The organism is Dysgonomonas sp. Shenzhen-Wh21, assembly GCF_043392705.1.
Lineage (GTDB): Bacteria > Bacteroidota > Bacteroidia > Bacteroidales > Dysgonomonadaceae > Dysgonomonas.
Genome location: NZ_JAIXHZ010000033.1, coordinates 24,569 through 37,703 on the forward strand (window position 1 = coordinate 24,569; position 13,135 = coordinate 37,703).

10 protein-coding genes, 1 tRNA gene and 2 pseudogenes are annotated in these 13,135 nt (G+C 37.5%); 9 read left to right on the plus strand and 4 right to left on the minus strand.

Annotation, left to right across the window (positions count from 1 at the left end; translation table 11 throughout):
- Nucleotides 1-74: 74 nt before the first annotated feature.
- Nucleotides 75-150 (minus strand) — tRNA-His (locus tag LDB17_RS01405).
- A gap of 171 nt (nucleotides 151-321) precedes the next feature.
- On the opposite strand from LDB17_RS01405, the gene LDB17_RS01410 reads away from it, so the two are divergent.
- From LDB17_RS01410 to LDB17_RS01440, 7 genes are all read left to right on the plus strand, one after another.
- On the plus strand, nucleotides 322-1,566 hold the full coding sequence (locus LDB17_RS01410; protein ID WP_252638958.1) for a dicarboxylate/amino acid:cation symporter: 1,245 nt from the start codon (nucleotides 322-324) through the stop codon (nucleotides 1,564-1,566).
- Between the two features lie 261 nt (nucleotides 1,567-1,827).
- Nucleotides 1,828-5,238 (plus strand): isoleucine--tRNA ligase, encoded by a 3,411-nt coding sequence (ileS, locus tag LDB17_RS01415; RefSeq protein WP_252638959.1) that lies wholly within the window; start codon nucleotides 1,828-1,830, stop codon nucleotides 5,236-5,238.
- A 53-nt stretch (nucleotides 5,239-5,291) separates the two neighbouring features.
- Nucleotides 5,292-5,672: a TraR/DksA C4-type zinc finger protein gene (locus LDB17_RS01420; protein WP_006842933.1), complete on the plus strand. Its 381-nt coding sequence runs from the start codon at nucleotides 5,292-5,294 to the stop codon at nucleotides 5,670-5,672.
- A 99-nt stretch (nucleotides 5,673-5,771) separates the two neighbouring features.
- A complete protein-coding gene (locus tag LDB17_RS01425) occupies nucleotides 5,772-6,398 on the plus strand; it encodes a lipoprotein signal peptidase (protein ID WP_252638962.1) in 627 nt (208 codons plus the stop codon).
- A gap of 2 nt (nucleotides 6,399-6,400) precedes the next feature.
- On the plus strand, nucleotides 6,401-7,216 hold the full coding sequence (locus LDB17_RS01430) for a DUF4296 domain-containing protein (protein WP_252638963.1): 816 nt from the start codon (nucleotides 6,401-6,403) through the stop codon (nucleotides 7,214-7,216).
- Between the two features lie 34 nt (nucleotides 7,217-7,250).
- On the plus strand, nucleotides 7,251-7,544 hold the full coding sequence (locus LDB17_RS01435; protein ID WP_252638964.1) for a hypothetical protein: 294 nt from the start codon (nucleotides 7,251-7,253) through the stop codon (nucleotides 7,542-7,544).
- Between the two features lie 15 nt (nucleotides 7,545-7,559).
- Nucleotides 7,560-8,360, plus strand: coding sequence for a glycosyltransferase family 2 protein (locus LDB17_RS01440; protein WP_252638966.1), 801 nt, complete (start codon nucleotides 7,560-7,562; stop codon nucleotides 8,358-8,360).
- A 19-nt stretch (nucleotides 8,361-8,379) separates the two neighbouring features.
- On the opposite strand, the gene LDB17_RS01445 is transcribed toward LDB17_RS01440, so the two are convergent.
- Both LDB17_RS01445 and LDB17_RS01450 read right to left on the minus strand, forming a co-directional pair.
- The gene (locus LDB17_RS01445) at nucleotides 8,380-9,135 is read right to left on the minus strand and encodes a lipopolysaccharide kinase InaA family protein (RefSeq protein ID WP_252638973.1); all 756 of its coding nucleotides are present in this window, start codon (nucleotides 9,133-9,135) and stop codon (nucleotides 8,380-8,382) included.
- Between the two features lies 1 nt (nucleotide 9,136).
- Complete coding sequence (locus LDB17_RS01450; RefSeq protein ID WP_252638975.1) at nucleotides 9,137-10,717, minus strand: peptide chain release factor 3; 1,581 nt, start codon at nucleotides 10,715-10,717, stop codon at nucleotides 9,137-9,139.
- Between the two features lie 377 nt (nucleotides 10,718-11,094).
- Between LDB17_RS01450 and LDB17_RS01455 the strand changes: the two genes are divergently transcribed.
- Both LDB17_RS01455 and LDB17_RS01460 read left to right on the plus strand, forming a co-directional pair.
- Nucleotides 11,095-12,507, plus strand: a complete 1,413-nt coding sequence (locus LDB17_RS01455) for a sensor histidine kinase KdpD (protein WP_252638977.1) — start codon at nucleotides 11,095-11,097, stop codon at nucleotides 12,505-12,507.
- Between the two features lie 44 nt (nucleotides 12,508-12,551).
- Nucleotides 12,552-12,788 (plus strand): annotated as a pseudogene (locus LDB17_RS01460) (response regulator); the annotation flags it as partial.
- Between the two features lie 221 nt (nucleotides 12,789-13,009).
- Here the strand turns inward: LDB17_RS01460 and LDB17_RS01465 are convergent.
- Nucleotides 13,010-13,081, minus strand: a pseudogene (locus tag LDB17_RS01465) (hypothetical protein); the annotation flags it as partial.
- Nucleotides 13,082-13,135 lie beyond the last annotated feature (54 nt).

The following is a 13,135-nucleotide window of genomic DNA, read 5'->3' on the forward strand; positions in this document are numbered from 1 at the left end:
TAAAGAGGAAGTATTCCAAGTTTGGATATATATAATAAAAAAAAGAAACTGTTTATTTAACAGTTTCTTTTCTAGGGTGGAAGACGGGGCTCGAACCCGCGACCTTCGGAACCACAATCCGACGCTCTAACCAACTGAGCTACAACCACCGTTTTGCAATTGCGGTGCAAATATATGCATTTTTCTTGTATTAGCAAGGGGTATGATGAAAAATCTTAATCTTTTTTATTTAGACTCTTCGCTTATAAAATCTATGTTCTTTTAATACAGATATTTCGAAATGAAAGTGTATTTTTGTCGACTTATATAAGAGTTTGATTAATGAATGTTTTGAAGAACTACGCATTTACGATCTTTTTGCTTCTCGGTATTCTGATTGGTGGTATTTGCGGTATTATTTTTGGAGAAGGGGCTAGCGTTGTAAAGCCTGTGGGGGATATTTTTCTCAATTTGATGTTTGTGCTCATCGTGCCGCTTGTTTTCTTTAGTGTAGCGTCATCTATTTACAACATGCGCGACTCTAACATGGTCGGTAAAGTGATAGGAAGCATTGTTTTTGTATTTCTTTTTACCGGGGTTGTGGCTGCTGCGGTATCCTATCTTTTTACGCTCTTGTATAATCCTCTAGGTGGAGTTAATCAGTCGGAATTCTTATTAGGGCTGCCCCAACAAACTGTAAAACAATTGACTTCTGCCGAAATATTTGTGAATATTTTTACTGTTTCCGATTTTCAGCAGCTATTTACAAAAGCGAATCTGCTGCCTCTTATTATATTCTCTATCTTCTTTGGCTTGGCTACCTCTTTTTCGGGTACGAAAGGAAAAATAGTGGCAGACTTTTTAAATGCTTCCACTCATGTAATTATGAAAATGATGGATATAATAATGAAAGCGGCTCCTATCGGACTAGGCTGTTACTTTGCCGATACGGTTGGGAATCTGGGTGGACAGATACTGAATGGGTATATGCATGTTTTCATTCTTTTCCTTATCCTTACAGGAATTAGCTTTTTCGGGCTCAACTCTATATATGTGTTTTGGGCGGGAGGTAAAAAAGGCTTTGTTTCATTTTGGCAGAATATATTGACTCCATTACTTACGGCGATTGCCACATCTTCCAGCGCAGCGTGTATTCCTGTCAATATAGAAGCTTCTAAGCGAATGGGTATTCCTTCGCGTATTGCCGAAACAGTGATTCCGTTAGGTACAAATATGCACAAGGATGGTTCTATCATAGGCGGTGTTTTGAAGATCATATTTCTATTTACTATTTTCGGGCAAGAGATAACATCTTCTTCCAATATGTTTATGATTATAGGTGTTGCCGTACTATCTGCTGCGGTTGTAGGTGCTATCCCAAGCGGAGGCATGACGGGCGAATTGTTGATTTGTTCTATCTTTGGATTTTCACCACAGTTTGCAGCCACATTGATGATTATAAGTACTATAATCGATGTTCCGGCTACACTGCTCAACTCTACGGGTAATGTGGTTTGTGCAATGATGGTAACCCGTTTGGCGGAGGGAAAGGATTGGGTAAAGAGACAGTTTATCGATGCATCATAAATTTATCTCTTAATAAAGTATAGGGTTTTTACATCCGAAATAAAAAGTGACATCAAAAAACAGATACGAATCTGTTACTTTTGTTACTTTTTTTGTTTTTATTCTTTGGCATGAGTTTTGTATTTATTTGCAATCAGTCGTGATCATTGTGAATTATCTTTTTTTACCTTATTATATTAACTAACGTAAAATCGTACACTATACCGTATAGATTTTTTCATTATATTTGTCCTCAATTTTTTAAGCAGGTTATTTTACATTATGAGTAAACAATTTTCAGAATATAATCGATTTAACTTATCTGATGTCAATAAAGAGATATTAGAAAAATGGGATAAAGAAGGCATATTCCAAAAGAGCTTGGAAATACGCACCGGAGCGCCATCATTTGTTTTCTATGAAGGACCTCCGTCGGCTAATGGTATGCCCGGTATTCACCATGTTATGGCTAGATCGGTTAAGGATATTTTCTGTCGTTACAAGACTATGAAAGGTTTTCTTGTAAACCGTAAGGCTGGATGGGATACTCATGGCTTGCCTGTGGAGCTTGCTGTAGAAAAGAAACTGGGTATAACCAAAGAAGATATCGGCAAGAAAATAACAGTAGAAGAGTATAACGACGCCTGTCGTAAAGAGGTAATGAAATATACCGGGGAATGGGAAAACCTTACCCGTATAATGGGATATTGGGTGGATATGAACGACCCATATATCACATACGACAATCGTTATATAGAAACACTTTGGTTCTTACTGAAAGAACTATATAACAAAGGCTATCTTTATAAAGGTTATACAATACAACCATATTCGCCCGCTGCCGGAACAGGACTTAGTACACACGAATTGAATATGCCGGGTGCATATCGTGATGTGAAAGATACAACCTGTGTTGCGCAGTTTAAGATAAAGTCTCCGAAACCTGAAATGTCTGAGTTTGGAGAGGCTTTCTTTTTAGCTTGGACTACAACCCCTTGGACTCTTCCGTCCAATACGGCTTTAGCTGTAGGGCCCGAGATAACCTATGTAGCGGTACAATCTTACAATCCGTATACAGGAAATAAGATAACTACCGTAATGGCACAGTCTCTTGTGTTCAGTATGTTCAACGAGAAAGCCAAAGACATAGCTCTTGATGATTATAAGGTAGGAGATAAGCTTATACCTTATAAGATTGTAGGAGAATGGAAGGGTAAAGACTTGGCAGGAATGGAATATGAACAACTTATCCCATGGGTTAATCCGGGAGAAGGTGCATTTAAAGTTCTTGCAGGAGACTTCGTAACCACAGAAGATGGTACAGGGATTGTACATATAGCTCCTACATTTGGTGCGGATGATGCCCGTGTAGCAAAAGCAAATAATGTACCTGCATTACTTCTGTTGGACAAAGACGAGAATCAACGTCCGATGGTAGATCTCACCGGGAAGTATTTCAACTTAGAGGATTTAGATCCTAGCTTTGTTAGTGATAATGTAAATGTTGAGTTATATAAGGAATATGCCGGTCGTTATGTGAAAAACGAATACGACGATACGCTTCCTGCTGATGCAACAACTTTAGATATCGATCTTTGCGTGATGTTGAAACAACAAAATCGCGCATTCAAAATAGAACGTCATGTACACAACTATCCGCACTGTTGGCGTACCGACAAACCAGTGCTGTATTATCCGCTCGATAGCTGGTTTATACGTACCACTGCTTGTCGCGAACGTTTGATAGAACTCAATAAGACAATAAACTGGAAGCCGGAATCGACAGGTACAGGCCGTTTTGGAAAATGGCTCGAAAACCTGCAGGACTGGAATCTCAGCCGTAGCCGCTATTGGGGAACGCCTCTTCCTATATGGAGAACAGAGGATGGAAAAGAAGAAAAATGCATCGGTTCGATGAAAGAGCTTTATGCCGAAATGCAAAAAGCCGTAGATGCCGGTGTGATGAAAGAAATACCTTGGACAGGTTTCGAAGTAGGGAATCTGGATAAGGCAAACTATGAGAAAATAGATCTTCACCGTCCGTATGTTGATGATATAATACTTGTATCCGATTCGGGACAACCAATGACACGTGAGAAAGATTTGATCGATGTTTGGTTTGATTCGGGGGCAATGCCTTTTGCTCAGGTATTTTATCCGAATATCAGCGAAGATGAGTTCTCAAAAGTATACCCGGCTGATTTTATAGCTGAGGGTGTAGATCAGACCCGTGGATGGTTCTTTACTCTACATGCTATATCTACAATGTTCAAGGACAGCATATCGTTTAAAAATGTTGTTTCCAACGGACTTGTATTGGATAAGAACGGACAAAAGATGTCGAAACGCTTAGGCAATGCTATCGATCCTTTTGAGACAATAGATAAATATGGCTCAGACCCTTTGCGCTGGTATATGATAACCAATGCATCGCCGTGGGATAACCTTAAGTTTGACATTGAGGGAGTAGAAGAGGTGCGCCGTAAATTTTTCGGAACACTTTATAATACTTATTCATTCTTTGCTCTGTATGCAAACGTGGATAACTTCTCCTTTAAGGAAGACTTGATACCTGTTTCGGAAAGACCGGAGATCGATCGTTGGGTAATATCGTTACTCAATACCCTAGTCAAGGATGTGGATGAGTATTATAATACATACGAACCAACAAAGGCCGGACGTGCCATCTCTGATTTCGTAAATGATAATCTCAGCAACTGGTATGTGCGCCTCAACAGAAAACGTTTCTGGGGAGGAGAAATGACAAAAGATAAATTATCTGCATATCAGACCTTATATACATGTTTGGAGACAATAGCCAAACTTATGGCTCCGATATCTCCATTCTATGCCGATAAACTTTTCTGTGATTTGATTGTTGTAACAGAGCATGAAAAAGTAGCGTCGGTGCACCTTTCGGATTTCCCTACTTATGATGCATCAGTAGTAGATAAGAATCTGGAAGAACGTATGCAGATAGCACAAGATATATCTTCCGCTGTTTTAGCTTTGCGCCGTAAGACCAATATCAAGGTACGTCAGCCATTGACGCAAATCATGATACCTGTGTTGAATGATCAGCAAGGAAAAGATTTGGATGCTGTGCGCGAACTGATATTGAATGAAGTAAACGTCAAAGAACTTAAGCATGTAGATAATGCTGCGGGTATCTTGGTGAAGAAAGTAAAACCCGATTTCAAAAAACTTGGGCCTCGTTATGGTAAGATCATGAAACAGCTTGCCGCAGAAGTGCAGGGAATGAGTCAGGAAGCTATCGCTACATTCGAAAAAGAAGAAAAATATACATTCGATATTGATGGACAAGCAGCTACTATAGAATTGGCTGACGTTGAAATCATATCTGAAGATATACCGGGATGGTTGGTTGCTAATGCAGGAAAACTGACTGTTGCACTTGATGTGACAATAACAGACGATCTGAGAAAAGAAGGTATAGCCCGCGAGCTGGTAAACCGTATACAAAATATACGTAAATCCAGTGGACTGGAAATAACTGACAGAATAAATATAAAATTGACAGACTTGGAGCAGATAAGAGAGACTGTCTCGGAATATAATAATTACATAGCGTCACAGGTACTTGCTGACAAAATAGAACTGTTGGAGTCTGTAGATGGGCAAAATATTGATATGGATGATTATATTTTACAGATATCTGTTGAAAAAGTCTGAAAATGTATTATCTTTAAGTAAAATAAGAAACAGGAATTATAAAACTAACGGTTATGGCAGAAAAAACAAGATATTCTGATGAGGAATTAAATGAATTCCGCGATATTATTCTTGAGAAGCTAAATAAAGCTAAAGGAGAATATGAAGAGTTGAGAGCGGCTATAACAAATGCCGATGGGAATGATGTTACTGACACTTCACCGACATTCAAAGTCCTGGAAGAAGGTGCATCTACATTGTCGAAAGAAGAAGCCGGCCGTTTGGCTCAACGCCAGATGAAATTTATCCAAAATCTTCAATCGGCTCTTATTCGTATCGAAAATAAGACATACGGTGTTTGTCGCGAAACAGGTAAATTGATACCGAAAGAAAGGTTGCGTGCTGTTCCTCATGCTACATTAAGTATTGAGGCTAAGAACAGCGGAGTAAAATAAGTAGTAATTAAATAAAAAAAGCATAGAAGAAAGGAAGAAAAAGCAAGGGGGAATTATGCCTGTTTTTTCTTCGCTTTCTTTACAGGAATCAGCTGATATATGGAGAAAAAGAATCAAGGACTGATAGCAATCCTAGTAATAGTACTCGTTCTTGTAATAGATCAAGCATCTAAAATCTGGGTGAAGACCCACATGTCTCTCTTTGAGAGTCTTGAAATAACAAGCTGGTTCAAGATATATTTTGTAGAAAACAACGGAATGGCTTTTGGGATGGAATTCATCGGTAAGATGTTTCTTTCTATATTCCGCATCGTAGCTATCGGTTTTATTGGCTATTATTTATACAAGCTGATTAATGGCGAATACAAAACAGGATATATTATCTGTATATCGCTTATATTAGCCGGAGCATTTGGTAATATCATAGACAGTGTGTTCTACGGCGAAATATTTTCAGCTAGCTACTCAGGTCATGTCGCATCCTTTGTTTCTTTGGGAGACGGATATTCGAGCTGGCTGCATGGCAAAGTTGTAGACATGTTGTACTTCCCTTTGATTGAAAGCACTTTCCCTTCATGGGTGCCTGTATGGGGCGGACAACCATTTGTTTTCTTCAGTGCCATATTCAATATCGCTGATTCAGCTATTACTGTTGGTATTTTCATCCTTCTTCTTTTCTATCGTAAGACTCTTGCATTATCTTTAGAAAAAAACGGCAAAGCATAATTATGCAACGATCTGTTATTTATATCATTATTTCTATCCTTATTCTGTTTAGCTCTTGCGGAAGAAGACCGGGATATGTAATTTCTCCCGATAAGATGACAGATGTCTTATATGATATAAGGCTAGCTCAATCTATTTTCAATGACGATCCTCAATTCAGGTCTGATGACATGAAAGATGCGTTAGTGGCCGGAGTGCTTAAAAAGCATAATATAACTCAAGCCGAACTAGATACATCTCTTTTGTGGTACTCGGATAATATACAATATTATGCAGCAATAAATGATACTGTAGCCGCACGTCTCAAGTTTAGAAATGAATCGCTTCTAAATTCAAGATCTGCGATGCTAAGTAGGGGATCACGCAGTAATTTGATAATACCTACATTTTACTATCTGAATAGTTATACTCCAACTCTTTCTTTCAATATAGATACATTGAAGATGAAGAGTATAAAGAATATCTCCGATTTTCACCTAGAATTTGATATACAAGGATTGAGTGCTAAGCAAAAAGCTGAGGCTGCAATTTATTTCAATTATAAGGACACCTTAGTTAAAACACGGATTCCTATCCAAAGTAATAGTCATTATTCAATAAGTAAACCTTCGTTGCCTGATAGCTTACTGAACAGCATATCAGGATATATACACCTTAAAAATAATACAAGTAGTGGATCAAATGTCTTGATACATAATATAAGCTATATAGATTCAGTAGCTGTTACAAGACATAAAGACGGTCTTTCTAAAAGGCAACCGAACCGATCAACAGATAATATCCGTAAGGAAAGTATAGGTCGTCCGGAACCTAATTAAAAACTCGAAATTCCTATACCATCAAAGTATTGAAATGAAACGCTATTATTCGCATTATACCTTTATATATCCGAATATATATCTGAAAAATTATATTATAGAGGTAAATGATAAAGGGCAGATAACTAATGCTTTCCCATTTAGTCGTGAGATTGAGAAAACGGAATTTTATTCGGGATTGCTACTCTTCCATCCGGAGGGTATAGAGGTAAATTTACGGGATCGATTTAAAAGTGATTTATTTATCAAAGCCAACAAAACGTTCGTATTTTCCTGCGAGAAATATAATATAACAAATATAGAAGACTTAACATCTTATATCTATTAACTTCAAATAGTATTCATGAATAATAACGACTTTTCTATCACACTTATCATATCAACATATAATTGGCCTGAAGCTCTTAAGGTTTCATTGCTTAGTGTTACCAATCAGACATATTTACCAATAGAGGTAATCGTAGCGGATGATGGTTCAAGAGATGATACAAGAGAACTAATAGAAGAGATGCAAAAGTCTTTCCCATGCAAACTTATCCACGTATGGCATGAAGACAATGGTTTCAGGTTGTCTGAGATAAGAAATAAAGCTATAATGAAAGCTTCGGGTGATTATATTATTCAAATAGATGGGGATATCATTTTAGAAAAACATTTTGTCGAAGATCATTACTATTTTGCTCAAAAAGGTTACTTCACATCAGGAAGTAGAGTGAAGTTATCGCCAAAATCTAGTGCGGAAATCTTAAGGAATGGCACGGTGGATATTCCTTTTTCATGGTCATCATTCTTTCAACCAAATAGATTAAGGTCAAAGTTCTTGCAAAACTATTTTCGGTTCAGATACAAAGCCGATCATCCTTACTTCGTTCGTGGTTGCAATGCCGCTTTCTGGAAAGAAGATTTGCTAAAGGTAAATGGATATAACGAAGATATTATAGGTTGGGGATACGAAGATACTGAAATAGCTGCACGCCTTACTTTTGCCGGAATAAAAAGACAATTCTTAAAGATGGGTGCTGTAGAATATCATATTGATCATCCTGTGAATAGTAGAGATAAAGCCAATCAAAATCACAAAACCTTCTTGGAAACTATTAATAGCGAAGGAACCTATTGTAAAAATGGGTTAGATAAATATTAATAGATGCTTCAATAACTATTTAGTAGTTAGTTTTATATGGTGATGATCCCGGGTGCTTTTTTGTGAAATTATCCCAAAATCTTTTTCTGTAGTATAACGTTCGTTTAAGACAATCTTCTACATCAAAGTTTCTGCTTTGGGCATATTCTTTAATAAATAAGAAAATCATATCATCGCTTCCCCATAATCGTCTAAAGTTAAAACAAGCTGTATCCATGCTGATGGGTTTATCAAACTCCATTCTATTAAGGTCTACCAGATAAAAGATATAATCGTCTCCTTCCTTTTTATATAAGACATTCCCTGAAGAGTAGTCTAAATGAAGTATTTGCTGTTCATGCAGGCCGGCTGTATATCTCGCAAACTGCTTTATCAGCTCTTCCTTTTCTGATAGGAGCGATGTTTTTAGTTCACGCATTGTGCCATCAAAAGGCTCATGCTTTGATATATAGAAGCTGTTTTTAAGCAACCCGAATTTAGTCTCTTTTATATACGCTATCGGGTCGGGGGTGTGAAGTCCTTTCTCCTTTAGCTTAAAGGCATATTCGTATGATCGTCGAGCTTTAGACTTTCTAAATGTCCTGTATACTATCTGATTGATAAAAATAGGCTTTTTAAAGAACTTTACATTTACTTTAAACCCATCTACATCAAATAGTTTTATAATATTCCGAGCGGCATATAGTGTTTCACCTTCATAAGCAAAAGAGGCAGGAAGATTTTCTACAAAACCTTCCAGATATTTATATTCGGGATTAATAACAATATCTACCATCTTAAAACTCAGAAGTGAAATGGAATTTTATATCCTTGAAATCTTGTTGAGCCATCATCAATACATAGTTAGAGTCTGCAAGGAATACATCTCGTCCTTCTTTATCCACTGCCATATATTGAGCCTTACGCTTTTTAAAGTCAGCTAGTTGTTCCTTGTTGTCACTTTCTATCCAACAAGCTTTATACAAGTTGATTGCTTCCCATCTACACTGAGCACCATATTCATGTAATAGACGATATTGGATTACTTCAAATTGCAGCTGACCAACTGTCCCAATAATTTTGCGTCCGTTAAACTGGTTTGTAAACAACTGGGCAACTCCTTCGTCCATCAATTGGTCTATTCCCTTCTGAAGCTGTTTCGACTTCATCGGGTCAGCATTTTCGATATACTTAAACATTTCAGGAGAGAAGCTAGGTAAACCTTTGAAATGCAAGTCTTCTCCCGATGTGAGTGTATCACCGATCTTAAAGTTTCCGGTATCAGGCAAACCGACAATGTCGCCTGCATAAGCCTCATCTACGGTCTCTTTCTTTTGGGCCATGAAGGCAGTAGGAGAGGAAAACTTCATCGAACGGTTCAATCGCATATGTTTATAGTTTACATTCCGTTCAAACTTTCCCGAGCATATCTTAACAAAGGCAATACATGAGCGGTGATTTGGGTCCATATTGGCATGTATCTTAAATATGAATCCTGTAAAAGCCTGTTCGTCAGGTTTTACTTCACGCTCAATTGCTTCTACCGGCCGTGGAGATGGTGCTATCTTTACAAAGCAATCCAACAGTTCTTTTACTCCGAAATTGTTGAGAGCCGACCCAAAGAATACAGGTGCAATTTGTCCTTTGAGGTATGTATCCATATCCAGTTCGGAATATACTCCGTCAATCAACTCGATGTCATCTCTCAGCTTTGCAGCCAAAGGTACACCAATGTATGTCTCCAGCTCTGGGCTGTTTATATCTTTAAATCCTATCGACTCTGTAACAGTTTGTTTACTTGGAGTGTATAGGTCTAATTTTTCCTGGTATATATTATAAACTCCTTTGAACCGTTGCCCGCTATCAATTGGCCAACTCAAAGGACGAACACCGATTTGTAATTCGGCTTCCAATTCGTCTAGTAATTCAAATGGATCTCTACCTTCTCTATCCATCTTGTTGACGAATATCATGACAGGAGTATGACGCATGCGGCAGACTTCCATCAGCTTGCGTGTTTGTGCTTCAACTCCTTTCGCAGAATCGACAACAATGATCACACTGTCGACTGCAGTCAGGGTACGATAAGTGTCTTCGGCAAAATCCTGGTGACCGGGAGTATCGAGTATGTTGATCTTATAACCATCGTATTCGAATCCCATAACGGAGGTGGCAACAGAAATACCACGTTGCTTTTCTATCTCCATCCAGTCCGATGTAGCAGTTTTCTTTATCTTATTTGATTTTACTGCTCCGGCAACATGTATTGCTCCTCCAAATAGTAATAACTTTTCTGTAAGGGTTGTTTTACCCGCATCGGGGTGACTTATAATAGCAAAAGTGCGTCTTTTTTGTATTTCTTTCTTAAATTCGCTCATTGATTTTTCCGTAATAAGTTGCAAAAGTACTAAAAAAAGCGGATATAATATGCCTATTCCAGCAAGCAATAGAGAACTGTATGTTAGTTAAAAAAGTGACAAAATATAAATGTTTCGTTAAGTATTAGTAAACAATGAAATAACTAACAAAAGGTGACAAAAGTAACACCTCTTTGATCTGTTTTTATCGTCACCTTTTCTCTGTTACAAAAAGTGTCTGTATTTTATTTCTTTGTTACTATAACTACCTTTATATAAGATAATTTTATCGAAATCATTTGTATCATAGTTTGTCTTTCTAGTGTTATTTAGTGTTATCACTATTTTTTGTTTCTAAGCTATTGTTTACATTTGCTTTATCGATAATGAATTCATGTATGAAGTTCAGATTTAAATCCATAGCGATCGTCATTTTTAGTTTGTTAATTCTGGTTTGCTCTTATCAGGCTTATTGGTTGGTCAATTTCTATAACCAGCAATATGAGAAGTTAGAAACAGTAATAAACAATACGGCAGAAAGCAGTTCCTTCAAAGAATTGGCAATCAGAATGTCTTCCATATCTACCAAGGATGAAGAGGAGGGAGAAGCAAAAGATGATATTCCTGCTTCTGTAGAAACAAAGACTTATAACTCCGGCAAAGGCAAGACGACGATTAGTATGAGTTTCTCCAAAGAACGAGGAGGCGAAAAAAGTAGCTCTGATTCTATTTACGCAGACTTGCAAGAGGTAACGATACTAATCAAGAAAGGACTTTTGTCTGCTATTGGAGAAATAACCCCACTCGACTTAGTACGTTTGGATAGTATTATGAGTGCCGATTTGTCTGCACAAGGATTCGATATACCTCATGTTATACAGTGTAGAACATCTACTGGCGACACATTGGTGGCTCAAACGCCTAAAGGAACTTTCGATTTTAAGAATAGTAAGGAATATGTTTTAGAAGGTCTCAAAACCGAGATACATAATTATTATTTATATATGGATAATCCTAAGTGGTATATCTTTAAAGATATGTGGGGGTTGACTTCGGTTTCTGTATTGATGGTTATTTTACTTATTATCACTTTTATATATTTGCTTAAAATCATATTAAGGCAAAAAACAATAGATGAAATAAAGACTGACTTTGTAAATAATATGACACATGAACTTAAAACGCCGATATCAGTTACTTACGCTGCAGTAGATTCCCTCCAGAACTTTGGTTTTGGAGATGACCCTATAAAAAGAAAAGAGTACCTTGATATTTCTCGTGAGCAGTTAATGTATCTGAATAGCCTTGTGGAACAGATACTAACGATGTCGGTAGAGGAGCGAAAAAACCTCAAACTCAATTTAGAAAATATAGAAGTGGGCAGCATATTTGAGAGTCATAAAAATAAGTTTCTGCTGAACACTGTAAAACCAACTTCATTTGTAATAGATATACAACCTGAAGGATTGAGTATCGAAGCCGATCGATTGCATTTTGGTAATGTAGTAAGTAATCTGATTGAAAACGCAATCAAGTATTCCAACGATTCGGTAGAGGTTCGTTTGTCGGCACGTAAGTCGGGAAACAAAATTGTTTTATCTGTATGTGATAACGGAATCGGTATCCCGGACGGTTGTTTGGATAAGATATTCGATAAGTTTTACCGTGTTCATACTGGTAATGTTCACGATGTTAAAGGATATGGCTTAGGGCTTTTTTATGTAAAGACAATTGTTGTTAAGCATGGCTGGAATATTAAAGCGAAAAGTGTAGAAGGTAAAGGAACTTGTTTCGAAATAATGATAGGATGAATAAGATAAATGTATTATTAGTAGAGGACGAACCGGCCTTGTCTATGATCATTAAAGATGCTTTAGAGAAAAAGGAGTTTGTTGTTGATATAGCAGTTAATGGGGAAAAAGGACTCGAGCTTTTTCATCGGTTGAAGCCCGATATCGTCGTGGCAGACATAATGATGCCAAAGATGGATGGTTTCACAATGGCTCAGTTGATACGTAAAAGTGACAAGAAAACTCCAATCTTATTCTTAAGTGCTAAGTCGAGGACGGACGATGTGGTTCAGGGGTTTGAAATAGGAGGTAACGATTACTTGAAAAAGCCCTTCGGAATGGATGAGCTTATTGTGCGTATCAAGGCTTTGCTGAACAGAGCGCAAACGGAGATCCCTCAAGATAAAACATATGAGATAGGAAAATATACATTCGATCCTTTGATGCAGAAATTGGTTCACTCTCAACGTACTGAAATCCTCTCTCACCGTGAAGCTGCTATATTGGAGCGTCTTTGTTCTAATCAGAATAATATCGTAGAGAATAAAGCTAACTTCTTACGCAGCTTTACGATAAACACATGCAGGCTGCGTGTATTAAAGAAACTATCATCGCCCCAAAGCTGCGTAAGAAGTTAGCTTTAGACCCT

Coding starts and splice junctions, on each gene's coding strand:
- LDB17_RS01410 (WP_252638958.1), top strand. CDS start 322: ATGAATGTTTTGAAGAACTACGCATTTACGATCTTTTTGCTTCTCGGT.
- ileS (WP_252638959.1), top strand. CDS start 1,828: ATGAGTAAACAATTTTCAGAATATAATCGATTTAACTTATCTGATGTC.
- LDB17_RS01420 (WP_006842933.1), top strand. CDS start 5,292: ATGGCAGAAAAAACAAGATATTCTGATGAGGAATTAAATGAATTCCGC.
- LDB17_RS01425 (WP_252638962.1), top strand. CDS start 5,772: ATGGAGAAAAAGAATCAAGGACTGATAGCAATCCTAGTAATAGTACTC.
- LDB17_RS01430 (WP_252638963.1), top strand. CDS start 6,401: ATGCAACGATCTGTTATTTATATCATTATTTCTATCCTTATTCTGTTT.
- LDB17_RS01435 (WP_252638964.1), top strand. CDS start 7,251: ATGAAACGCTATTATTCGCATTATACCTTTATATATCCGAATATATAT.
- LDB17_RS01440 (WP_252638966.1), top strand. CDS start 7,560: ATGAATAATAACGACTTTTCTATCACACTTATCATATCAACATATAAT.
- LDB17_RS01445 (WP_252638973.1), bottom strand. CDS start 9,135: ATGGTAGATATTGTTATTAATCCCGAATATAAATATCTGGAAGGTTTT.
- LDB17_RS01450 (WP_252638975.1), bottom strand. CDS start 10,717: ATGAGCGAATTTAAGAAAGAAATACAAAAAAGACGCACTTTTGCTATT.
- LDB17_RS01455 (WP_252638977.1), top strand. CDS start 11,095: ATGAAGTTCAGATTTAAATCCATAGCGATCGTCATTTTTAGTTTGTTA.